The organism is Pseudomonas sp. ATCC 13867 (genome assembly GCF_000349845.1).
Taxonomy (GTDB): domain Bacteria; phylum Pseudomonadota; class Gammaproteobacteria; order Pseudomonadales; family Pseudomonadaceae; genus Pseudomonas.
Genome location: NC_020829.1, coordinates 4457949 through 4479032, shown reverse-complemented (window position 1 = coordinate 4479032; position 21084 = coordinate 4457949). Strand labels below are relative to the sequence as shown.

General features: G+C 67.1%; 23 protein-coding genes. 12 read left to right on the top strand and 11 right to left on the bottom strand.

Going from position 1 to position 21084, the window contains the following annotated elements:
• Nucleotides 1-118: 118 nt before the first annotated feature.
• The 5 genes from H681_RS20020 to folM form a co-directional block, all read right to left on the bottom strand.
• Nucleotides 119-457, bottom strand: a complete 339-nt coding sequence (locus H681_RS20020; protein ID WP_015478714.1) for a HopJ type III effector protein — start codon at nt 455-457, stop codon at nt 119-121.
• Between the two features lie 13 nt (nt 458-470).
• Entirely contained in the window at nt 471-782 is a 312-nt protein-coding gene (locus H681_RS20015; RefSeq protein WP_015478713.1) for a DUF1244 domain-containing protein, read from the bottom strand.
• A gap of 126 nt (nt 783-908) precedes the next feature.
• Nucleotides 909-1280 (bottom strand): dihydroneopterin triphosphate 2'-epimerase, encoded by a 372-nt coding sequence (gene folX, locus H681_RS20010; protein ID WP_015478712.1) that lies wholly within the window; start codon nt 1278-1280, stop codon nt 909-911.
• 1 nt (nt 1281) lies between these two features.
• Nucleotides 1282-1842 (bottom strand): GTP cyclohydrolase I FolE, encoded by a 561-nt coding sequence (gene folE, locus H681_RS20005; protein ID WP_041712168.1) that lies wholly within the window; start codon nt 1840-1842, stop codon nt 1282-1284.
• A 31-nt stretch (nt 1843-1873) separates the two neighbouring features.
• Entirely contained in the window at nt 1874-2599 is a 726-nt protein-coding gene (gene folM, locus H681_RS20000) for a dihydromonapterin reductase (RefSeq protein ID WP_015478710.1), read from the bottom strand.
• A 140-nt stretch (nt 2600-2739) separates the two neighbouring features.
• Here folM and H681_RS19995 point away from each other — a divergent pair, with 140 nt between their 5' ends.
• Together H681_RS19995 and H681_RS19990 are read left to right on the top strand one after the other, a co-directional pair.
• Entirely contained in the window at nt 2740-3192 is a 453-nt protein-coding gene (locus tag H681_RS19995; protein WP_015478709.1) for a flavodoxin, read from the top strand.
• Nucleotides 3156-3662, top strand: coding sequence for a cupin domain-containing protein (locus tag H681_RS19990; RefSeq protein WP_236620493.1), 507 nt, complete (start codon nt 3156-3158; stop codon nt 3660-3662). Before H681_RS19995 ends, H681_RS19990 begins: the two co-directional genes overlap by 37 nt.
• 86 nt (nt 3663-3748) lie before the next feature.
• Here H681_RS19990 and H681_RS19985 read toward each other — a convergent pair whose 3' ends face one another.
• Nucleotides 3749-4645 (bottom strand): LysR family transcriptional regulator, encoded by an 897-nt coding sequence (locus H681_RS19985; protein WP_015478707.1) that lies wholly within the window; start codon nt 4643-4645, stop codon nt 3749-3751.
• 112 nt (nt 4646-4757) lie between these two features.
• On the opposite strand from H681_RS19985, the gene H681_RS19980 reads away from it, so the two are divergent.
• Together H681_RS19980 and H681_RS19975 are read left to right on the top strand one after the other, a co-directional pair.
• Nucleotides 4758-5135 carry a CidA/LrgA family protein gene (locus H681_RS19980; protein ID WP_015478706.1) on the top strand — a complete coding sequence of 126 codons (378 nt, stop codon included), beginning with the start codon at nt 4758-4760 and terminating at the stop codon, nt 5133-5135.
• On the top strand, nt 5122-5808 hold the full coding sequence (locus H681_RS19975) for an LrgB family protein (protein WP_015478705.1): 687 nt from the start codon (nt 5122-5124) through the stop codon (nt 5806-5808). The genes H681_RS19980 and H681_RS19975 overlap by 14 nt, the downstream gene beginning before the upstream one ends.
• Here H681_RS19975 and H681_RS19970 read toward each other — a convergent pair whose 3' ends face one another.
• Nucleotides 5809-6522: a WbqC family protein gene (locus H681_RS19970; protein ID WP_015478704.1), complete on the bottom strand. Its 714-nt coding sequence runs from the start codon at nt 6520-6522 to the stop codon at nt 5809-5811.
• A 430-nt stretch (nt 6523-6952) separates the two neighbouring features.
• On the opposite strand from H681_RS19970, the gene H681_RS19965 reads away from it, so the two are divergent.
• From H681_RS19965 to H681_RS19945, 5 genes are all read left to right on the top strand, one after another.
• Nucleotides 6953-7735 (top strand): class II aldolase/adducin family protein, encoded by a 783-nt coding sequence (locus tag H681_RS19965; protein WP_015478703.1) that lies wholly within the window; start codon nt 6953-6955, stop codon nt 7733-7735.
• On the top strand, nt 7735-8613 hold the full coding sequence (locus H681_RS19960) for an alpha/beta fold hydrolase (protein WP_015478702.1): 879 nt from the start codon (nt 7735-7737) through the stop codon (nt 8611-8613). The genes H681_RS19965 and H681_RS19960 overlap by 1 nt, the downstream gene beginning before the upstream one ends.
• Before the next feature lie 97 nt (nt 8614-8710).
• Nucleotides 8711-9004, top strand: coding sequence for a hypothetical protein (locus H681_RS19955; protein WP_015478701.1), 294 nt, complete (start codon nt 8711-8713; stop codon nt 9002-9004).
• 106 nt (nt 9005-9110) lie between these two features.
• The gene (locus tag H681_RS19950) at nt 9111-10022 is read left to right on the top strand and encodes an SDR family oxidoreductase (protein WP_015478700.1); all 912 of its coding nucleotides are present in this window, start codon (nt 9111-9113) and stop codon (nt 10020-10022) included.
• 151 nt (nt 10023-10173) lie between these two features.
• Nucleotides 10174-10941 carry a crotonase/enoyl-CoA hydratase family protein gene (locus H681_RS19945; RefSeq protein ID WP_015478699.1) on the top strand — a complete coding sequence of 256 codons (768 nt, stop codon included), beginning with the start codon at nt 10174-10176 and terminating at the stop codon, nt 10939-10941.
• Nucleotides 10942-11089: 148 nt separating this feature from the next.
• Here H681_RS19945 and H681_RS19940 read toward each other — a convergent pair whose 3' ends face one another.
• The 3 genes from H681_RS19940 to H681_RS19930 all read right to left on the bottom strand — a co-directional run bounded on the left by H681_RS19940 (nt 11090) and on the right by H681_RS19930 (nt 13962).
• A complete protein-coding gene (locus tag H681_RS19940; RefSeq protein WP_015478698.1) occupies nt 11090-11440 on the bottom strand; it encodes a cupin domain-containing protein in 351 nt (116 codons plus the stop codon).
• 233 nt (nt 11441-11673) lie between these two features.
• Nucleotides 11674-13095: an NAD(P)/FAD-dependent oxidoreductase gene (locus H681_RS19935; protein ID WP_015478697.1), complete on the bottom strand. Its 1422-nt coding sequence runs from the start codon at nt 13093-13095 to the stop codon at nt 11674-11676.
• Nucleotides 13096-13209: 114 nt separating this feature from the next.
• Complete coding sequence (locus H681_RS19930; RefSeq protein ID WP_167650147.1) at nt 13210-13962, bottom strand: nuclear transport factor 2 family protein; 753 nt, start codon at nt 13960-13962, stop codon at nt 13210-13212.
• Nucleotides 13963-14255: 293 nt separating this feature from the next.
• On the opposite strand from H681_RS19930, the gene H681_RS19925 reads away from it, so the two are divergent.
• The 3 genes from H681_RS19925 (at nt 14256) to H681_RS19915 (ending at nt 20175) form a co-directional block, all read left to right on the top strand.
• On the top strand, nt 14256-16064 hold the full coding sequence (locus tag H681_RS19925) for a DUF1302 domain-containing protein (protein ID WP_015478695.1): 1809 nt from the start codon (nt 14256-14258) through the stop codon (nt 16062-16064).
• A gap of 24 nt (nt 16065-16088) precedes the next feature.
• Nucleotides 16089-17459, top strand: coding sequence for a DUF1329 domain-containing protein (locus tag H681_RS19920; RefSeq protein WP_041712165.1), 1371 nt, complete (start codon nt 16089-16091; stop codon nt 17457-17459).
• A gap of 187 nt (nt 17460-17646) precedes the next feature.
• Entirely contained in the window at nt 17647-20175 is a 2529-nt protein-coding gene (locus H681_RS19915) for a helix-turn-helix transcriptional regulator (protein ID WP_015478693.1), read from the top strand.
• Nucleotides 20176-20232: 57 nt separating this feature from the next.
• Here H681_RS19915 and H681_RS19910 read toward each other — a convergent pair whose 3' ends face one another.
• A complete protein-coding gene (locus H681_RS19910; RefSeq protein ID WP_015478692.1) occupies nt 20233-21042 on the bottom strand; it encodes a SirB1 family protein in 810 nt (269 codons plus the stop codon).
• Nucleotides 21043-21084: the final 42 nt, after the last annotated feature.

Here is a 21084-nt window from a genome sequence, read left to right as displayed (position 1 = left end):
ACGATCTGGCACCGTGCCTTGCAGGTTCGCGAGCAAGCTCGCTCCTACAGGTGCAGACCGTGGCGCGCGAAATGAAAAAGCCCCGCATCAGCGGGGCTTATTCATCGAGCCAGACAACTCAGCCGCGACGCGACAGCGGCTGGCGCTCGAAGTTGACGCCGGCCAGGCCGGTGCTCTGCAGGGCGCGGATGTTGGCGTGGTCGGTGCCTTCGGGGTTCTCACGCACGGCGCGGTAGTGCTCGCCGAACGCCAGCAGCGACTCTTCCTGGCTCAGGCCTTCGAGAATCGCAAAACCCAGGGTCTTGCAGGAACCTTCGTTCTGCCCGGCGGGGTTTTCCACGCTGCCGTTGCTGAAGGCGCTGGGGGTGTAGCTGTAGTGCTCGGCGATGTACGCGAGGGTGTCGGTGAACAGGTGCTGCTCGCTGCGCAGGCGCGCGCGAAAATCGTTGAGGGTCATCAAGGCAAACTCGTCAGTGCTTTTTCGCGTTATCGAAGGCCGCCTGCTGTTCGGGCGTCGCTTCCTTCTGGTACTTGGCCTTCCATTCGGCGTAAGGCATGCCGTAGATCTCTTCGCGGGCCTGGTCAGGGCTGACGTCCAGTCCCATGTCGTCCGCCGCAGCCTTGTACCACTTGGACAGGCAGTTGCGGCAGAAGCCGGCAAGATTCATCAGATCGATGTTCTGCACGTCCTTGCGGGTACGCAGGTGCTGCACCAGGGTGCGGAAGGCGGCGGCCTCGAGTTCCGTGCGTTGTTCTTCGGTCAGATGGGTGGGCTCGGTCATGGCGTGTCTCTCAGTGGGCGCAACAGAGGCGCATGGCGGGGCTGTCGAGATTCTAGGAGGCCAGCGATCTGCCAGCAACGCCCGTTGGCCGGCTGGCACGGGCGTGCAGAATGCTCGACTGCCCGGTCAGCGTTGGGCGGCCAGCGCGATGGACACCGACTCGGCGAAACGCAGGGCGTGGGGCTTGTCGACCTCCACTTCGGCGTAGCGCACGGCCGGGTTGCTCATCACCAGGTCGAGCAGTTCCTGGGTCAGGCGCTCGAGCAGGGCGAAGCGGTTTTCCTCCACGTGGGCGATGATCGCCTTGGTGATGGTGCGGTAGTTCAGGGCGTGGTCGATGTCGTTGACCTGCACCGCATCGCCGGCCGGGTAGAGGATTGTGAGGTTGATCAGCACATCCTGCTTGTTGAGGATTTCGTCCTCCTTGATGCCGATGTAGGTGCGCACGCGCAGATCCTTGACCCGGATTCGCGCCATGCCTGGCTCCAGTCGCGTCATTTCACTTGCTCCGTCCGATCAGTTGCAGAAATTCCTGGCGGGTGGTGTTGGACTCGCGGAAGGCGCCGAGCATCACCGAAGTGTTCATCACCGAGTTCTGTTTCTCCACGCCGCGCATCATCATGCACATGTGCTGCGCTTCGATCACCACCGCCACGCCGGCGGCGCTGGTGACCTGCTCGATGGCCTCGGCGATCTGCCGGGTCAGGCTTTCCTGGATCTGCAGGCGGCGCGCGAACATGTCGACGATGCGCGCCACTTTCGACAGGCCCAGCACCTTGCCGGTGGGAATGTACGCCACATGGGCCTTGCCGATGAAGGGCAGCAGGTGGTGTTCGCACAGCGAGTAGAGCTCGATGTCCTTGACGATCACCACCTCGTCGTTGTCCGAGGCGAACAGCGCGCCGTTGACGATCTCTCCCAGCGTCTGCTCGTAACCGTGGCAAAGGTACTGCATGGCCTTGGCGGCGCGCTTGGGTGTGTCGAGCAGGCCCTCGCGGCCGGGGTCTTCGCCGAGCCCTTTGAGAATCTCACGGTAGTGGCGAGACATGTCTTCGATCATGGTGGGATTCCTCGCGCCCGCGCCGGGCGGGTCATTTGAGGTGCCGGCCGCCGTTGACGGTCAGGGTGGTGCCGGTCACGTAGGGGCTGTCGAGCAGGTAGCGCACGCTCTGGTAGATCACCTCCGCGCCCGGTTCGATGCCCAGGGCGGATTTCGCCAGGGTGCGCACTCGGTAGTCCGCGTCGTCGCCTTCGTTGAACAGGATCAGGGCCGGCGCGATGCCGTTGACCTTGATGCGCGGCGCGAAGCGCGCGGCGAAGGACAGGGTGAGGTTGTCCAGGCCGGCCTTGCTGGCGCAGTAGGCGATGCGATTGGCGCTGCCCTTGCGGGCGACGTCGTCGGAGAGGTGGATGATGTCCGCCGGGGCGCCACGTTCGACGGCGTCGCGTTCGAGCAGTTCGGCGCAACGCAGGTTGATCAGGTAGGGCGCGAGCATGTGCAGGCGGAACAGTTCGCCGAAGGCGTCCGCCTCAAGGCCGGGCTCTTCGCTGATCCAGGCCGAGGCGTTGTGGACGATCGCGCGCAGGTGGTCGGTGCGGGATTTCAGCGTGTCGATGAAGGCGAGGATGCCGGCTTCGTCGGCCAGCTCCGCGTGCAGGCAGGTGGCGCCCAACTGGCGCAGCTCATCGACGCCGGGCTTGTCCTGGCGATAGGTCACGATCACCGGCTGGCCGTCCTGCAGCAGGCGTTTCGCGCAGTGCAGGCCGATGCGCTGGCTGGCGCCGGTGATCAGGATGGGAGCCGGGGTGTTGCCCATGCGCGCCTCGTGAAGTCGGGGAAAACGGCGCGCAGGGGAATATCCGAGCGGCCGGGTAGGGCAAAACTATACCAGCCCCGGCGCGGCCGGGCACGGATGGGGCATAATGGGAGGCCTTGTCTTGCCTTGTGGGAGTGATCATGAAAGTCGCCATTCTGTCCGGCTCGGTCTACGGCACCGCCGAAGAGGTCGCGCGCCACGCCAAGCGCCTGCTCGACGCGGCCGGTTTCGAAGCCTGGCACGATCCGCGCGTGACCCTCGACGGCCTGCTGGCCTTCGCCCCCGAGGCGCTTCTGGTGGTGACCTCGACCACCGGCATGGGCGACCTGCCGGACACCTTCCAGCCGCTGTACTACGCGCTGCGCGATCGCCTGCCGGACTGGCGCGACCGTCCGGGCGGCGTGATCGCCCTGGGCGATTCCAGCTACGGCGACACCTATTGCGGCGGCGGCGAGCAGGTACGCGAACTGCTGGTGGAGCTGGGCATGCGCGAAGTGGTGCCGATGCTGCGCCTGGACGGCAGCGAGACGGTCGACCAGGAGACCGACTCCGAGCCGTGGATTGCCGAGTTCATCGCCGCGCTGAAAGCCTGATGCATCCCCGCGCCCGTTATCTGATCGACACGCTGGGGCTCGCCCCGCACCCCGAGGGCGGTTTCTACCGCCGCGTGTTCGATTCGACCCTGACGGGCGCCGATGGCCGCCAGCAATCCTCGGCCATCTTCTTCCTGCTGCCCGGCGGCACAGTCAGCCGCTGGCACCGTATCGACGCCGATGAGTTGTGGCATTACCACGAAGGCGGGCCGCTGGACCTGCTGGTGGCCGAGCGGCCGGACACTCCTGTACGCATCGAACGCCTCGGCCCGGTGGGCGAGGGCAGCCTGCCGCAACGCGCGGTGCCCGCCCATGCCTGGCAGGCGGCGCGTTGCCGGGGGGATTACGTGTTGGTGGGCTGCACGGTATCGCCGGCGTTCGAGTTCGGCGGGTTCAGGCTGCTGGCCGATGACAGCGAGGCGCAGCGAGCGTGGCCGCGATTGGTCGGGGAGTTCGCGGAGCTGCTGTAAAGCGGTTCGCGAGCAAGCTCGCTCCTACAAGGGCGGGCTCGGCACAGAGGCTAACCTGTAGGAGCGAGCTTGCCCGCGAACCCGCATCACGCCGACCCCAGCGGATGCAACGGCATCTCCCGCATCAGATCCAGCCAGGCCTTGGCCGCATTCGACAGGTACGCATCGCGCCGCCAGATGAAGCTGATGTCCCAGCGCAGCTCCGGCTCGCGGAGCAGCACGCGCACCACCCCCGGACGCTCCAGTTCCTCGGCCACCACCCGTGGCAGCAGCACCACGCCTTGCCCGGCGGCGACCAGCGCGCCGAGGAAGTCCGCCTGCCCGCTGCGGCCACCCTCGCGCGGCTCGAAACCGGCTTCGCGGCAGGCGCGCAGCAGGCGGTCGTTGAGGGTGAAACTCTGCTGGTAGAGCAGGAACGGCGTATCGGCCAGCTCCACCAGGCTCAGGCTTTCCCGCGTCGCCAGCGGGTGATCGGCGGGGAGCAGGGCGTCCAGCGGTTCGTTGCAGAACGGCTGGTGGTCGAAGGCCGGGTCTTCCGGGGTGAGACCGCCGCCCAGTTCCAGTTCGCCGCGGTGGACCAGCTCCTCCATCGTCTTGCTGCCGCCCTCGATCAGGTGCACGGCGATATTCGGATAGCGCCGCCGGTACTCGGCGAAGCGTCCGGCGAACAGGGCGTCGGCGCCCAGCAGCGGTAATCCCAGGCGCAGTTCGCCACGGTGCAGGCGGCTGAGGTCATCCAGTTCGGTGAGCAGTTCGCGGCGCAGGCGCAGCATGTCCTCGGCGCGGCGCAGCACCAGCTCGCCGGCGGCGGTGAGGCTCACGTGCGGGCCGCTGCGTTCCAGCAGTTGCACGCGCAGGCTCTGCTCCAGCTGGGCGATCTGCTTGCTGACCGCCGACTGGCTGGCATTCAGGTGTACCGCCGCCTGGGTGAAGCTGCCCTGGCGCACCACTTCGGCGAAGGCGCGCAGTTGCTTGAATTCCATTCTGGAATGGCTCCGATTCGATCTATTCGCTTTAGGGATGATAGGCGCGGGAGTAGGCTTTGCGCCATTCCCAACCGATTTTCCACCCACTCAACGTATCGAGACCGCTGCCATGTTTCGCCGCGCCGCCCGCCTGTTTCTCGAACTTGCCGTTCTGGTCGCCTTCTGGTGGCTCGGCGGCTGGATCGCCACCCTCACCGGCCTGCCGTTGCCGGGCGGGGTGATCGGCCTGGCGCTGCTGCTGATGCTGTTCGCCTGTGGGGCGATTCGCCCGGCCCTGCTGCAGGGCGGCGCCGGCCTGCTGCTGGCGGAGATGCTGCTGTTCTTCATCCCCGCGCTGATGAGCCTGCTGGACTACGGCCCGCTGCTGCGCAGCGAGGGTTGGAAGATTCTGCTGGTGATCACCGCCAGTACCGTGATGGTGATGCTGTCCACCGCCCTGGCGGTGGAGTGGATGTGCCGCTGGAGATCGCGCCATGAGCCTCGATAAGCAAGCCCTGTTCTGGTTGGCCGTCACCCTCGGCGGTTACCTGCTCAGCCGTACCCTCTACCGCCGTTTCCAGCAGTACTGGCTGTCACCCATCGTCTTCGTGCCGGCGCTGCTGTTCGCCCTGGCGATCCCGCTGCACGCGCATTATGCCGACTATGCCCGCGACACCCGCTGGCTGGTCGCACTGCTCGGCCCGGCCACGGTGGCCTTCGCCATTCCGATCTGGCAGCAGCGCGCCTTGCTCGCCCGCCATTGGCCGGCGCTGCTGACCGGCATGCTCGCCGGCTCGACCGTGGCCATCGGCAGCTCCTGGGCGCTGGCCCATGCCCTGGCGCTGGATGGTCAGGTGACCCTGTCCCTGCTGCCGCGCTCGATCACCACGCCGTTCGCGATGGAAATGTCCCATGACCTGGGGGGCGTGCCGGATCTGACGGCTGCCTTCGTGATGATCACCGGGGTGTTCGGCGCCCTGGTGGGCGGCGTGCTGATGCGCCTGCTGCGACTGCGCTCGACCCTGGCGCGCGGCGCGCTGCTGGGGGTCGGCGCCCACGGCGCGGGTACCAGCCGGGCTTACGAGTTCGGGGGAGAAGAAGGTTCGGCGGCGGGGCTGCTGATGGTCCTGACCGGGCTGTTCAACCTGCTGCTGGCGCCGGTCCTGGTGTGGTGCCTGTGATCAACTGAGCTCGTAGGCATCGAGCATGCGGGAGGTATCGGCGGGGGAGTTGAACATCATCACGTCGATGATCGACAAGCCCGCCTCGAAGGTCGGGCGCTTCTGGTCGTAGGGGACGAGCCTGGGTTCCTGGAAGCGCAGTGTCAGCCCGGCCGCCTGGTACTTGCCGCGGTCGAAGAAGCTCTGCCCGCCCGGCGGGTTCCAGTATTCCTCCACGCCCTCCAGCGCCTTGCAGATATTCAGCGCCCACTCGTCCGGCGCCTGCGGGCGCTGCAGGGACAGGTCCATGCGCGAGAGCACCGGCATCTGCCGGGGGAAGCCCAGGTAGGCGCAGGTTGCCTCCAGGGTGGTCTTGTTCAGCGAGACGATGTCGTCGAACGGGTGGTCCAGCGCCGTTGCGATCATTTCCCGCACGTCGTGGTAGTGCGGTGCGACCTTGCGGTACACCTCCAATTGCGAAAAGAAACTGCGCCGCCAGTCCTGGCGGTTGTCCAGGCGCACGTCCTTGATCAGCGTCTCGCGGTGATGCTTGACGCGCGGCACGCGAATGTACAGCCAGCCGTCCTGCGGCTTGAGGATGCGGTTGCGCTCGATCCAGCCGTGGTGGATGTACTGCACCGTGTCGAACAGGACGAACAGGTCGGTGTGCTTGATCAGGCTGAAATAGCCCAGGTACGGAAAGAAATAGGGCTGCATGATGGCGGTCTTCTTCACGGGACATCCTCGTTGACCGGCATGGAGTCTCCTCCCGACTCCCGGGTACTACTCTCGAAGGGCACTGCAAAAGGTATTGCGAAATGTTTCCAGGCGGATTGGGGCCGTGGACGGCACTCGGGCAGGGGGTGGAGAGGGGCACGCTTCCGCCGGCCCTGAGGGGCGAGTTGCCTGCGGCACCATCTGGACGCCGCTTCTGGAGGGAGTCGCCGTTGCGCCGAACTCCGCCGGTGCAGTAGGGGTGACTCTATCCACTATAGGCGGGGACATCCGTCGCGCAAGATCGCGCAAGGCGGTGTCTTCGCCTGCGCTTATGGGCAGGCATTCGCCAGACGTCGGCACGTGCAACTGTCAGTTCCGTGACAGTCCATTCTGCGTCACGCTGACTAGACTGCGCCATCGAACAACAACAACGAAGAGGCTACCGACCATGCACGCCGCACACCCGCTGCCCACCGTGAACGTCAAGGAGCAGGTCTCCGCCGCCGAATGGCAGACCCGTGTCGATCTGGCCGCCTGCTACCGACTGATCGCGATGCACGGCTGGGATGACCTGATCTTCACCCATATCTCCGCCAAGGTACCCGGCACCGAAGACTTCCTGATCAACCCCTTCGGCATGATGTTCCACGAGATCACCGCGTCCAGCCTGGTGAAGGTCGATGTCTCCGGCAAGAAGCTGATGGACAGCCCCTACGAGATCAACCCGGCCGGCTACACCATCCACAGCGCCGTCCACGAAGTCCGCCACGACGTCTCCTGCGTGCTGCACACCCACACCGCCGCCGGCATCGCCGTCTCCGCGCAGAAGCAGGGCCTGCTGCCGATTTCCCAGCAGTCGCTGTTCGTGCTCGCAAGCCTTGCCTACCACGGCTACGAGGGTGTGGCGCTGAACCACGATGAGAAGGCGCGCCTGCAGGCGGACCTGGGCGAGGCCGGCTTCATGATCCTGCCCAACCACGGCCTGCTGAGCTGCGGGCCGACCATCGCCGACACCTTCCTGATGATGTTCGTCCTGCAGCGCGCCTGCGAAATCCAGGTGCTGGCCCAGGGCGGCGGCGCCGAGTTGATCATGATCCCGCAGCAGATTCTCGACGGCGCAATGGCGATGGCGGCCGGCGTCACCCGCAGCAAGCAGGGCCTGGGCGGCGCGCTGGCGTGGCCGGCGTTGCTGCGCAAGCTGGACCAGCAGAACCCCGGCTACCGTGACTGATGGGCCTGCCCGGCATCGCCCTGTGCGACTGGCGCGCACAGGGCCGCTCCTTCACCTTTCGGGGCCACGACATCCGCTACTGGAGCGCCGGCAGCGGCGAGCCGCTGCTGCTGATCCACGGCTTCCCCACTGCCTCCTGGGACTGGCATTACCTGTGGCGCCCGCTGGCCGAGCGCTACCGGGTGATCGCCTGCGACATGCTCGGCTTCGGCGACTCCGCCAAACCGCGCGGGCACGACTACCGCATCCACGAACAGGCCGAGTTGCAGCAGGCGTTGCTGGAGCACCTGAAGGTGCGCGAGCCGATTCACCTGCTGGTGCACGACTATGGCAACAGCGTCGGTCAGGAACTGTTGGCCAGGCACGAGGATGGGCGTTTGCGTGTGGCGTCGTGCGTGTTCCTCAATGGTGGACTGTTCCCGGAAACCCACCGTGCGGTGCTGTCGCAGAAGCTGCTGCTCAGCCCGCTGGGCGGCGTATTCGGCCGACTGTTCGACCGCCGGCGACTGGCGCAGAACTTCGCCAAGGTCTTCGGCCCGCGAACGCAGCCCTCGGCGGAGGAACTGGACAGCTTCTGGAGCCTGATCCGGCATAACGACGGGCAGCGCGTGATGCACCGGCTGATCCACTACATCCTCGACCGCCGCGAACACCGTGAGCGCTGGGTCGGCGCCATGCAGCGCACGCGGGTGCCGCTGCGGGTGATCGATGGGCCGCTCGACCCGATTTCCGGTGCGCACATGGTGGCGCGCTACCGGGAACTGATCCCGCAGCCGGATACCGTGCTGCTCGACGGCATCGGCCACTACCCGCAGGTCGAGGCACCGGAGCGGGTGCTGGAGCATTATCTGGCGTTTCGTCAGGAGCGGACGCCGTAGATTCGGATTGATCCTCGCCCATATCGGAATGGGCTGATGGCTCGGCGTTGTCCTGCGCACGTAGCGTTGTGGGTCTTTCCAGCCAGAGATCGCCGCCATGCCGCTCAGAGTCATCATTCCCGTTCGCCAGCCGCAGGGTTCGTTGCTGTACCGGGTACTGCTGCACCTGCGCCGGGACTTCGCCTGGGTCGCCGTACCCCTGCTGCTCCTGTTGCTGGCCGGCGGTGCGGCCGGTTGCTATTTCGCCTGGCTGATCCGGCACTGGCTGCCCGCCGCCGGTGCCGTTGCGGCACTGTTGCTGGCGGTGGGTCTGTTGCTGTTCTGGGGCGAATACGACTGGTGGCTGTTCAAGCTCGGCCCGCGCGAGGACGTGAACCTGCCGCTGCGCTGATCATCCCCCTGCCTTATTGGACACCATTCGCCCTGGTCGTCTTGCTTGTGACCGAATCGTGACTGCTGGACACTTCGAAAAAACAGACCTGCCTGGAGTTCCAGCCATGAGTGATGCCCTGCGTTTCGACGGAAAAGTCGTGATCGTTACCGGAGCCGGTGGTGGTATCGGCCGTGCCCACGCCCTGCTGTTCGCCAGGCATGGCGCCAAGGTGGTGGTGAACGACCTGGGTGGCAGCACTCACGGCGAAGGCGCCAGCGCCTCGGCTGCCGACCGCGTGGTGGCGGAAATCCGCGAAGCCGGCGGCACCGCCATCGCCAACCACGACTCGGTGACCGACGGCGAGAAGATCGTCCGCCAGGCTGTCGAGGAGTTCGGCCGCATCGACGTGGTGGTGAACAATGCCGGCATCCTGCGCGACAAGACCTTCCACAAGATGGAAGACGCCGACTGGGACCTGGTCTACAAGGTCCACGTCGAAGGCGCCTACAAGGTGACCCGCGCCGCCTGGCCGTTCATGCGCGAGCAGGGCTATGGCCGGGTGATCTTCACCTCGTCCACCTCCGGCATCTACGGCAACTTCGGCCAGAGCAACTACGGCATGGCCAAGCTGGGCCTCTACGGCCTGACCCGCAACCTGGCCATCGAAGGCCGCAAGAACAACATCTTCGTCAACGCCATCGCCCCCACCGGCGGCACCCGCATGACCGAAGGCCTGATTCCGCCGCAGGTGTTCGAGGCGCTCAAGCCCGAACTGGTCAGCCCGCTGGTGGTGTACCTGGGCAGCGAGGCCTGCCAGGAAACCTCCGGCCTGTTCGAGGTCGGTGGCGGCTGGATCGGCAAGGTCCGCTGGGAGCGCAGCCTGGGCGTGGGCTTCGACCCGCGCAAGGGCTTCAGTGTCGAGGACGTAGCGGCCAACTTTGCGCAGATCTGTGACTTCGACAACGCCGCGCACCCGGCGGACAACGTCGAGGCGCTGCGCGAGATGATGGCGAACCTGCAGAAATACGCCGGTTGATCCGGCCAGCCTGACCGGCGGAATGGCCAGTGGGGCTGTTCCGCGGCGGTGGACGCAGTAAGGTGCAAAGGGTCGGCATGAAGTCGGCCCTTTGCATTGGTGCCTACGGTGCTTGCCTGCTAGACCGTAAACAGGCCCTGAGGAGTTCGCCATGAGTGTGATTATCGAGAGGAACGGCCCGGTCACCACCCTGGTCATCGCCCGGCCGGCGGTACGCAATGCGGTCGACCGGCCCACCGCCCAGGCGCTGGCCGATGCCTTGCGCGATTTCGAGCAGGATCGGGAGGCGCGGGTCGCGGTACTCACCGGCGCCGGCGGTACCTTCTGTGCGGGCGCCGACCTGGCGGCGGTGGCCGAGGACGGCGAGCGGCGCAATCGCCTGGAGACCGAGGGCGACGGGCCGATGGGGCCGAGCCGCATGCAACTGTCCAAACCGCTGATCGCCGCCATCGAAGGCTACGCCGTGGCGGGCGGGCTGGAACTGGCGCTGCTGGCCGATCTGCGGGTGATGGCCGAGGACGCGGTGTGCGGGGTGTTCTGCCGGCGCTTCGGGGTGCCGCTGATCGACGGCGGCACCGTGCGGCTGCCGCGCATCATCGGCCAGGGGCGGGCGCTGGACATGATCCTCACCGGCCGTCCGGTCGGGGCGCACGAAGCACTGACGATGGGCCTGGCCAACCGCGTGGTGCCGCGCGGGCAGGCGCTGGAAACGGCGGAGGAGCTGGCGCGGGAGATCGCCGAGTTTCCCCAGCGCTGCATGCTGGCCGACCGGGACAGCGTTTTCACGCAGTGGAACCTGTCCTTCGACGTGGCGCTGGCCAATGAATTTCAGGGCGGGATGACGGTGGTCCAGAGCGGCGAGACGGTGGAGGGGGCGAAGCGTTTTGCCGACGGGAAAGGGCGGCACGGGGAGTTCTGAGGGGATCTGGCGCGCTGGATCGCAGCTACGCGCCGGTTCCGGTGCGGACGCCTATTCCTGTAGGCGCGCGCTTGCTCGCGAACCCGTCCAGCTCCGTTGCTGCCGGTAAGTCCTATTCGCGAGCACGCTCGCTCCTACGAAAAGCAGGTCAATCGCGCTCGATGATCACGTAGGTCTTGCGCACGGTTTCCTGGATATCCCACACGCCCAGGCTGTTCTGCGGCAGCAGGAAGGCGTCGCCGGCCTGGAAGGCGATGATCTCGCCGCCGTCGTCCGGGGTGAAGGTGCCGCGGCCGGAGATGAAGTGGCAGAACTCCTGCTCGACGATCTGCCGGCGCCAGCGGCCGGGGGTGCATTCCCAGATGCCGGTTTCCACGCGGTCGCTGCGCTCGATGGATTCCACGCGGGTTTCCGATACCGGCTCGCCCAGCGGCACGGCGACCGGAGTGGCGGCGCCGAGTTCGGCATGGGCGGTGTTCTTCAGGTGGGTGAGTTTCATTGGGGGCTCCAGTGGGTTTCTTCTAAGAGCCTGTCCACGATCTGCTGCGCGTCGGCATAACTGCGTTAAAAACAGGCTCGGAATGCTCATTTACAGCTCGTAAACTCCGCTTCCTCGCATGTTTGACTCGCTGGCGCTCGCCCTTCGGGCCAGCCTTCGGCTGTTACTCCCGTTGGTCGTTGCGCCTTGTTCTGCTCTAGCTCGCGAGATCGTGAACAGACTCTGACGGCTGATCAGCCGACCTTCCAGGTCATCAGGCCTTCCATCGTCGCGGCGAGCTTTTCCGCCAGGCGGCGGCGCCACGGGGCGCTGTGCGGGTTGGCCAACACTTCGTCTTCGTGCACGAAACTGCGGATGATCGCGTTGTAACCCAGCCAGCGGCAGGGCTCGGGCTCCCAGCCGCGCAGGCCGTCCTGCACGCGGCGGTCGTCGATCACCCAGGGCTGCCGGGTCAGTTCGCTCTGCTGGCCGAGGATCAGGTCGGCCAGGGTGCGGCCACCCAGGTTGGTGGCGCCGACGCCTTCGCCGCCGTAGCCGCCGGAGAGGGCGATGCCGTTGCGGCGGTCGATCAGCATGTGCGGGTGGAAACGTCGCGACATGCCGAGATTGCCGCCCCAGGTATGGGTGATGCGGACGTCTTTCAGGCGTGGGAAGAGTTCGCCGAACAGGTAACGGCGCAGCCCCACTTCATCGTCGGTCAGGCTGAAATCGGTGCGCAGCCGGCCGCCGAAGCGATAGCCGCCACGGGCGCCGAAGGCCAGGCGGTTGTCGGCGGTGCGCTGGCCATAGGTGACCTGGCGACTGAACTCGCTGAAGGCCTGGCCGTTCTCCAGGCCGATCTCGGCCCAGGCCGCTTCGGGCAGCGGCTCGGTGGCCACCAGCAGGCTCTGCACCGGCAACTGGTAGTTGCCCAGCGGCGGCAGGTCGGCGGCGTAGCCTTCGATGGCCGGCACCACCCAGTGCGCCTTCAGCTCGCCCTGGTCGGTGCGCAGCAGGCCGGGCGCCCAGTGGGTGACGCGGCTCTTCTCGAAGATCTGCACGCCCTGGCGTTCCACGGCGCGGGCCAGGCCACGGACCAGCTTGGCCGGGTCGATGGTGGCGCAGTGCGGGGTGTGGATGGCGCCCAGCGCGCTGGGAATGCGCAGTTGCTCGGCGAGCTGACTGGCGTTGAGCCAGCGGTAATCGTCCTCGGTCAGGCCCTCGGCGTAGAGGTGCGCGAGGTACTCGCGCAGGCGGGTTTCCTGCTCCGGGTAGCGCGCGGCGGTGTAGAGCACGCCGCCCTTGCGGTAGTCGCAGGCGATGCCTTCGCGTTGCAGTACGCGGGCGACTTCGTCGGGGATGTCGTGCAGCAGGTCGTAGGAAGCGCGGCGCTGTTCCGGCGCAAGCCCGGCGAGCAGGCGGTCCTCGCCCAGGAGATTGCCCATCAGCCAGCCGCCGTTGCGGCCCGAGGCGCCGAAGCCGGCGGTTTCCGCTTCGACGATGGCGACCTTCAGCTGCGGCGCGCGCTGCTTCAGGTAGTAGGCGGTCCACAGTCCGGTGTAGCCGGCGCCGGCGATGGCCACGTCGACGTCCAGGGCGCCGTGCAGGGCCGGGCGCGGGACGAGGTCGTCGTCCAGTTGGTTCATCCACAGACTGATATGACGCCATGCCGACATAGACGACTCCGGGAGGGAAGGGAGGGGAATGTCGGCAAGCCTAGAAGTGGCGCGGGGGCCTGTCGTCTGCGCGGGTACGCGGGGAGTGCCCGCGCGCCCGCCGGCAAATGCCGGTCAGGCGTCGTTCTGTTCGTCGCGCAGGCGCTTGAGGTACTCGCGCGGAGACTGCCCGGTGTGCTGGCGGAAGCAACGGTAGAACGCCGAGAGCGAGTTGAAGCCGGCGGAGAAGGCCAGTTCGTCGATGCGCGCCGGCAGCGGCGGGCGCAGTTGGCCGAGCAGGTGGGTGAGGCGCGTCTGATTGACGTACTGGTAGAAGCTCAGCCCCATCACCTGGTTGAGCAGGTAGGAAATCTGGTTGCGGGTGTAGCCGGTGGCGGTGGCCACCTGGGTCAGGTCCAGGTCCGGGGCCAGGTATGGCTGGCTCTTGCTGAAGTAGTGCTCCAGGTCGTTGGCCAACTGGCTCAGCTGACGCGGCGAGAGGCCCAGGCGGCTGGTGGCCGGGCGCGGGTCGCTGGCCTGCGAGCGGTTCTCGGCGCCTTCGCGCGCCACCGAGGCGTATTCGTTGATCCGCCAGATCATGCCGTCGCGCACGGTGATCGCTTCGCTGGAGTGAAAGGTCGCCAGGCGCCCGCTGAGGGTGACGGCGATGCGGTACTGGATGAACGCGGTATCGCCGTCCACGCGGATGCGGTCGATGTGGTCGAGGAACTCCTCCGGACGGCTGGGCATGGTGCCGAGCACGTACTCGCGCAGCTCGGAGAGGCCCAGGCAGCGGTTCTGGAAGAAGTCGTTGTACTCCACCTGCGGATGGTAGAGCGCGAGCACCGCTTCGAGGTCGCGATGCTTCCAGCACTGGTGATAGCGCAGGACCACCTCGCGAGTCTGCTCGCTGAGGTGGCTGTCGGTGGGGCGTTGGTCGATGGCTTGCATAGGGTGCCAAGGATGCCCCAGAACCGCGTCATTCGGGTAGTGGCAATGTCCATGCACTATCCAGTTGCTCGATGACCTGTCATTGCCTGCGCCAATGTCGCCCGGAAATGCCCGTTCCAGAGGGGGGATTCACTCTTTCGGGCGACATCGCGAATACCACCTTGGAGCGCTTACTCCCCACGGGGGGCCTTTGTAGGGTGTAGCCACCTCGACACCGTCAGGAGAGCCGCATGACAACAAAAACAAGGCGCGGATTCTTCCAACCGCAACTGCTCGCCACCGCCGTCGCCCTGGGATGCGCCACCCAGGCTCAGGCCGTTTCATTCAACATTGGGGAAATCGAAGGACAGTTCGATTCCAGCCTGTCCGTGGGGGCCAGCTGGAGTACCCAGAGTCCCAAGCAGGATCTGATCGGCTCCGCCAACGGCGGCCACGGGATGACCCAGACCAACGACGACGGGCGCCTGAACTTCCGCAAGGGCCACACCTTCTCGAAGATCTTCAAGGGCATCCACGACCTGGAGCTGAAATACGGAGACTTCGGCGTCTTCACCCGTGGCAAGTACTGGTACGACTTCCGCCTCAAGGATGAAAGCGTGGCCTGGAAGGACATCTCCGACGATGGCCGCAAGGAGGGCGCCAAGTCGTCCGGGGCGCAACTGCTCGACGCCTTCGGCTACTACAACTATTCCATCGCCGAGATGCCCGGCACCGTGCGCCTGGGCAAGCAAGTGGTGAGCTGGGGCGAGAGCACCTTCATCGGCAACAGCATCAACGCCATCAACCCCATCGACGTCTCCGCCTTCCGCCGGCCCGGCTCGGAAATCAAGGAAGGCCTGATCCCGGTGAACATGCTCTACCTGTCGCAGAGCCTCACCGACAGCCTCTCGGTGGAAGGCTTCTACCAGCTGGAGTGGGACCAGACGGTGCTCGACAACTGCGGCACCTTCTTCTCCACCACCGACGTGGCCGCCGATGGCTGCAACAGCAACTACAACATCCTCGACAAGAACACCGTCAGCGCGCTGAACGCCCCGGCGACCAAGGCGCTGCTCAATTCCCTGGGCGTGACCGTGACCCCCGAGGGCCTGATGGTGCCGCGCGGCGCCGACCGCGATGCCCGCGACTCCGGGCAGTGGGGCCTGACCCTGCGCTGGCTGGGCGATGACGTCGAATACGGCGCGTACGCCATGAACTACCACAGCCGCACGCCCATCGTGAGCATGAAGAACGCCAGCGCCGCCGATATCGGCAACGCGCTGACCGCCATCTCGGCAGGCGCCTCGGCGCTGGCCCAGCCGATCCTGCTGGGGCGCGGCAACTACTTCCTCGAATACCCTGAAGACATCCGCCTGTACGGCCTGAGCTTCTCCACCACCCTGCCCACCGGCACCGCGTGGAACGGCGAGATCAGCTACCGGCCGAACATGCCGCTGCAGCTCAACACCACCGACCTGACGCCGCTTTTGGCCACCACAGTGGCCGACGGACTCGCCAGCGGCGGCGTGCCCGGCGCCCTGGCCCAGGCCGGCCAGGTCAACCACGGCTATGTGCGCAAGGAAGTGACCCAGGCACAGACCACCTTCACCCACTTCTTCGACCAGACCCTGGGCGCCGACCGCGTCACGGTGGTCGGCGAGGTCGGCGTGACCTACGTCGGTGGCATGACCAACGACGTCGGTGAGCGCTACGGCCGCGATTCGGTGTATGGCGTGCCGGAGAACGCGGCGGCCGACGCCGAGTACGGCAGCGGCGGCTTCTACACCTCGTCGTCCTGGGGGTACCGCGCCCGCGCCATCTGGGACTACAACAACGTCTTCGCCGGGGTGAACCTCAAGCCCAACGTGGCCTGGTCCCATGACGTGCATGGCTACGGCCCGGTCTTCAACGAAGGCAGCAAGGCCGCCAGCGTCGGCCTCGACGCCGAGTACCAGAACACCTACACCGCGAGCCTGAACTACACGAACTTCTTCGGCGGCGATTACAACACCATCGTCGACCGCGACTTCGTGTCGCTCAGCTTCGGCGTGAACTTCTGACCTGCCTGACCAAGGAACCGACGTATGAGAACGACAAGAATCCTTCAATGCGGCGCGCTGGCCTTGAGCCTGCTGTCCTGCGGGGTGATGGCCGCGGTCTCCGCCGACGAGGTGGCCAAGCTGGGCAGCAGCCTCACGCCAATGGGCTCGCAGAAGGAAGGCAACGCCGACGGCAGCATCCCGGCCTGGACCGGCGGCATCGCCCGCGACGCCGCCAAGGTGGACGCCAAGGGCTTCCTCGCCGACCCGTTCGCCGGCGAGCAGCCGCTGTTCACCATCACCGCGCAGAACGCCGGGCAGTACAAGGACAAGCTCTCCGCCGGCCAACTGGCGCTGTTCAAGCGCTACCCGGATACCTACAAGATCCCGGTGTACAAGAGCCACCGCACCTTCGCGCTGCCCGACGACATCTACGGTGCCATCAAGCGCAGCGCCGAGTTCGTCCAGCCGATCAACGACGGCAACGGCCTGGAGAACTTCGAGAAGAGCCGCTACTACGCCTTCCCGATTCCGAAAAACGGCGTGCAGGCGCTGTGGAACCACCTGACCCGCTACCACGGCGGCAACATTTCCCGCGTGGTGGTGCAGGTGGTGCCGCAGACCAATGGCAGCTACACGCCGATCCGCTTCGAGGAGTCGATCGCGGTGCCGCAGAGCATGTCCGACCAGGACGAGGGCAAGACCGGCAACATCCTCACCTACTTCAAGCAGCAGGTCACCGCCCCGGCGCGCCTGGCCGGCAACGTGCTGCTGGTCCACGAAACCCTGGACCAGGTCAAGGAGCCGCGCCTGGCCTGGATCTACAACGCCGGCCAGCGCCGAGTGCGCCGCGCCCCGCAGGTGGCCTATGACGGTCCCGGCACCGCCTCCGACGGCATGCGCACCTCGGACAACTACGACATGTTCTCCGGCGCCCCGGACCGTTACGACTGGAAACTGGTGGGCAAGCGCGAGATGTACATCCCGTACAACAGCTACCGGCTGAACTCGCCGCAGCTCACGTACGACGACATCGTCAAACCCGGCCACATCAACCAGGACCTGACCCGTTACGAACTGCACCGCGTGTGGGAAGTGGTGGGCACCCTGAAGTCCGGCGAACGCAACATCTACGCCACCCGCCGCTTCTACCTCGACGAGGACAGCTGGCAGATCGCCGAGTCGGAGCTGTACGACGGCCGTGGCCAACTGTGGCGCGTGGGTGAGGGCCACTCGATGACCTTCTACCCGGAACTCGCCACCGGCTATTCCGCCGAATCGCTCTACGACGTGCTCGCCGGCCGCTACGTGACCTTCGGCCTGAACAACGAGGAGAAGCGTGGCTATCAGTTCGGCGTCAAGGCCAGCATGGCCGACTTCACCCCGGCGGCGCTGCGCAACACCGGCGTGCGCTGACCGGCTCTCTCGCTCCTTGCCCGGCGTCTCGCACGAGCCGCCGGGCTTCTTTTTTTCGAGCGGCGCAGCGTCTGCGCCGGGCCTGGAGCAGCCCGCGCTATGACAGGCCATGAGTGCGGCTGATGGTCCTTTGCCCGGTCCGCGCCTGGGCATAGTCTGGCTCGCAGCAAATGGCCGGAAGAAGCCCATGTCGACAATCGCCCTGCACAGCGCGGCGCTGCCGCGACTGCCTCGCCAGTACCTGTCCCGCGATCGCCTGCGGAGCAGCCTGGATTCCGCCGAATGCCGCCTGCGCCTGCTGGTGGCGCCGCCCGGCTGTGGCAAGACGGTGCTGCTGAGCGAGTGCGCGCGCCAGGCGCCGGCCGGCACCCGCGTGGTCTGGCTGGGGCTCGGTGGCCGGGCGCTGGAGCCCGCGCAGTTCTGCGAGCGGCTGGCGGAAGCGCTCGGTGTGCTCCGAGACGGCGAAGAAGCGCTGAGCGCCTGGCTGGAGACGGCGAGCGAGCCGGTCTGGCTGATGCTCGACGACTATCCCCGGACGCCGGATGCCGCGCTCGACGAGTGTTTCGACCGCCTGCTCGCCGTGGCCTCCCCGCAGATCGGCTGGTGGCTGGCCAGCCGACGGCGACCGATGTGCAACCTCACACGCCTGCTGCTCGAAGGCGAGCTGCTGGAGCTGGACGCTTCGGCCCTCGCGCTGACCCAGGGCGAGCTCGATCGCTACCTGCAGGCATCCGGCCTGGAATGGCCGCAGGCCCAGCGCGAAGCGCTGCACGAAGCGACCCGAGGCTGGTTCGCTGGCGTCCGCCTGCGATTGCTGAGCCTGGCCGGCGATGGCCTGGCGCCCTGCGCCACGCTGATGGCGGAGAGCGGCAGTGCGCTGCTGCAGGACTACCTGCAGCGGGAAGTACTGGCCACGCTGCCCGAGCCGCTGGCGGACATTCTCTGCGCGCTGGCCATCGTCCCGCGCTTCGGCCGCGAGCTCAGCGACTACCTGTTCGACGCGCCCGGCCAGGGGCTGGATGGCCTGCTCGCCTGGGGCGCGCTGATCGAACCGGTGGACAACACCCAGCGCTGGTTCCAGGTCGCGCCGATGCTGGCGCCGGCCCTGGCGAGCCTGTCCCGCTGGCCGGCGACGATGTTGCACCGCCGGGCCTGCCAGTGGTTCAGCCAGTGCGACGACCTCCACGCGGCGCTCGAGCACGCGCTGCTCGCCGAGCAACCCGACGTGGCCGCCAGCCTGCTGCAACACTTCACCGAGGAGCACCTGCTGTACGGGCGCACCATCGAGCGGGTGCTCAAGCTGCGCGAAACGCTGCCGGACGAGCTGCTGTGCAGTACGCCGCGCCTGCTGGTGCTCAACGCCTGGACGCTGTTGTTCGTCGGCCGGCTGGACGACGTCAAGGCGCTGCTCTCGGGCTTCACCCGCTTCCTACCGCTGCCCGGCGAGCGCCGGCAGCGCGCGTTGGTCGCACAGTGGCAGGGTCTGGCCGGAATCCTCACCCACGCCCGGGGGCACGCCGGCGCACACGAGCAACTGCGCGAAGCGCTGGAATGCCTGCCGGAGGATGCCTGGGCGCAGAAGCTGATCTGCCTGTCGGCGCTGACCCAGCAGGCCCAGGCCGACGGGCGCCTGGCCGAAGCCCGCCTGATCAACCGGGATGCGCTCAAGGTCGCGCGGCTGCACGGCAGCCTGACCTTCGAAGCGCTGCTGGAACTGGACCGCGCACAGTGGCTGGAGCAGCGCGGCGAGCTGCAGCGGGCCGACGCGCTGCTGGCGCGGGTGCAGGACTACCTGGACGAAATGCGCGTGACCGGCAATGCGATGGCCGGACGCGTGGCCCTGCGGCGCGGCTGGCTGAGCCTGCGCCAGGGACGCAACGACGAGGCGCGCGAGCTGTTCATCGTCGGCCTCACCGAGACCCGCCGCAGCCATGACCCGAACCTGATCTACGGCCTCACCGGCATGGCCTGGCTGGACGCGCTGGACGACGACATCGATGGCGCCTTCAACCGTCTGCTGGAAGTGGAACGGCTGATGCAGCTGCAACATGTGCCGGAGGCCATGTACCGTGGCTCGCTGTTGCTGCTCAGCGGCGCCCTGAGCCTGCGCCAGGGGCGTGCAGCACAGGCGCGCGAGGTGTTGCTGCGGGTCGCCTCGCGCTGCCGCACGGACCGCCTGAACCCGCCGGCGGCCACGCCCGACCTGATCCTGCGGGTGGAGCACTACCTGGCGCTCGCCGAACTCTACGACGGCGACGTCGAGGGGGCGCGGCAGCGGTTGTCCGCAATGTTGCCCGACTTGCTGCGGCAGGGACGCAACACCTTGGCCTGCGATGTCTGGCTGGCGCTGGCCGAAGTCCATTACATCGCCGGCGACCTGGACGAAGCCCGCGTCGCGCTCGACGAGGGAGTGGCGCTGGTACAGCGCTTCGGCCTGCTCGCCACGCTGCGGGAAACCCAGCGTCGCCAGCCGGCGCTGTTCGGCCTGCGCCCCTGTTCCGGCGAGATGCCGCCGCACAGCCTGCTCAGCCTGCGCGAGCTGTCCGTGCTGGAACTGATTGCACGCGGCTGTTCGAACCTGGAGATCGGCGAACGTCTCTACATTTCGCTGCACACGGTGAAGACCCACGCCCGGCGGATCAACGGCAAGCTCGGCGTCGAACGGCGTACCCAGGCGGTGGCGCGGGCGAAGGAACTGGGCTTGCTGAAGGTCTGAGCGCCCGCCGCGCCTTGTCCTGCCCCGGCTCGCGAGACCCTGGTCAGGCCCCGAGGCTCAGTGCAGGGCCTTGGGCGGCACGCTGATTTCCGCCAGGCGCTGGGCCAGGCGCATGTGCTCGGCGGGATCGTCGCTGAGCAGCATGGCTCGCTCCAGGTCGTAGCGTTCGGCCTGCGGGCACTCCAGGGCGTGGTAGAGGTCGGCGCGGGCCAGGTGGTCGCCGGCGCTCGGCGGGCCCAGCTCCAGCACGCGCTGGGCGTCCTTCAGCGCGGCCAGCGGTTCGCCGATGCCCTGGTGCAGTTGCCGCAGATTGCGCGACAGGCGCTGCAGCATCTCGGCGGCACTGGCGGTTTGCAGGTGCGCGGCGGACAGTTCCACCTGCGGTCCCAACTGGCGCACCAGCAGGTCCCGGCAGTCGCGGGTGTAGAGGCGCCGGCCGGTGGCCGGATCGAGCAGGTGATCGGCGCCGGGAACGCGCAGCAGGAAGCGTCCGGGGAAGTTCACGCCGACCAGGGCGATGCCCTGCTGGCGCGCCAGCTCCAGAGCGATCAGCGCCAGCGACAGGGGCTGGCCGTGGCGGCGTTGCAGCACCTGAGGGAGCAGGGCGGCGCGGGGTTGCAGGGGGAACTCGTCGTCCTCGGCGAAGCCCAGTTCGCTCAGCCGGCGCAGCAGCGCCTGGGCCCGCTCGGCATCCGTGGTGCTTGCCGGAAGCGCCACCGCGACCTGGTGCGCCAGGCTGTCGAACAGGCGGCGTATCTGTTCCGGGCTGTGCTGCGGCAGGTGCTCGGCGGCGATCCACAACGCAGCCTCGAACAGGGCCGGTGGCTCCTGGGCAAGACAGGCGAGGCAGGCTTGACGCGGGTTCATGGCGTTCTCCGGCTGACCCTGCGGTTGTAACCGCTGGGGGCT

What these genes read in the sequence shown, in the direction of transcription:
- H681_RS20020 (WP_015478714.1), bottom strand. Translation starts at nt 457, where the DNA reads ATGACCCTCAACGATTTTCGCGCGCGCCTGCGCAGCGAGCAGCACCTG.
- H681_RS20015 (WP_015478713.1), bottom strand. Translation starts at nt 782, where the DNA reads ATGACCGAGCCCACCCATCTGACCGAAGAACAACGCACGGAACTCGAG.
- folX (WP_015478712.1), bottom strand. Translation starts at nt 1,280, where the DNA reads ATGACGCGACTGGAGCCAGGCATGGCGCGAATCCGGGTCAAGGATCTG.
- folE (WP_041712168.1), bottom strand. Translation starts at nt 1,842, where the DNA reads ATGATCGAAGACATGTCTCGCCACTACCGTGAGATTCTCAAAGGGCTC.
- folM (WP_015478710.1), bottom strand. Translation starts at nt 2,599, where the DNA reads ATGGGCAACACCCCGGCTCCCATCCTGATCACCGGCGCCAGCCAGCGC.
- H681_RS19995 (WP_015478709.1), top strand. Translation starts at nt 2,740, where the DNA reads ATGAAAGTCGCCATTCTGTCCGGCTCGGTCTACGGCACCGCCGAAGAG.
- H681_RS19985 (WP_015478707.1), bottom strand. Translation starts at nt 4,645, where the DNA reads ATGGAATTCAAGCAACTGCGCGCCTTCGCCGAAGTGGTGCGCCAGGGC.
- H681_RS19980 (WP_015478706.1), top strand. Translation starts at nt 4,758, where the DNA reads ATGTTTCGCCGCGCCGCCCGCCTGTTTCTCGAACTTGCCGTTCTGGTC.
- H681_RS19975 (WP_015478705.1), top strand. Translation starts at nt 5,122, where the DNA reads ATGAGCCTCGATAAGCAAGCCCTGTTCTGGTTGGCCGTCACCCTCGGC.
- H681_RS19965 (WP_015478703.1), top strand. Translation starts at nt 6,953, where the DNA reads ATGCACGCCGCACACCCGCTGCCCACCGTGAACGTCAAGGAGCAGGTC.
- H681_RS19960 (WP_015478702.1), top strand. Translation starts at nt 7,735, where the DNA reads ATGGGCCTGCCCGGCATCGCCCTGTGCGACTGGCGCGCACAGGGCCGC.
- H681_RS19955 (WP_015478701.1), top strand. Translation starts at nt 8,711, where the DNA reads ATGCCGCTCAGAGTCATCATTCCCGTTCGCCAGCCGCAGGGTTCGTTG.
- H681_RS19950 (WP_015478700.1), top strand. Translation starts at nt 9,111, where the DNA reads ATGAGTGATGCCCTGCGTTTCGACGGAAAAGTCGTGATCGTTACCGGA.
- H681_RS19945 (WP_015478699.1), top strand. Translation starts at nt 10,174, where the DNA reads ATGAGTGTGATTATCGAGAGGAACGGCCCGGTCACCACCCTGGTCATC.
- H681_RS19940 (WP_015478698.1), bottom strand. Translation starts at nt 11,440, where the DNA reads ATGAAACTCACCCACCTGAAGAACACCGCCCATGCCGAACTCGGCGCC.
- H681_RS19935 (WP_015478697.1), bottom strand. Translation starts at nt 13,095, where the DNA reads ATGTCGGCATGGCGTCATATCAGTCTGTGGATGAACCAACTGGACGAC.
- H681_RS19925 (WP_015478695.1), top strand. Translation starts at nt 14,256, where the DNA reads ATGACAACAAAAACAAGGCGCGGATTCTTCCAACCGCAACTGCTCGCC.
- H681_RS19920 (WP_041712165.1), top strand. Translation starts at nt 16,089, where the DNA reads ATGAGAACGACAAGAATCCTTCAATGCGGCGCGCTGGCCTTGAGCCTG.
- H681_RS19915 (WP_015478693.1), top strand. Translation starts at nt 17,647, where the DNA reads ATGTCGACAATCGCCCTGCACAGCGCGGCGCTGCCGCGACTGCCTCGC.
- H681_RS19910 (WP_015478692.1), bottom strand. Translation starts at nt 21,042, where the DNA reads ATGAACCCGCGTCAAGCCTGCCTCGCCTGTCTTGCCCAGGAGCCACCG.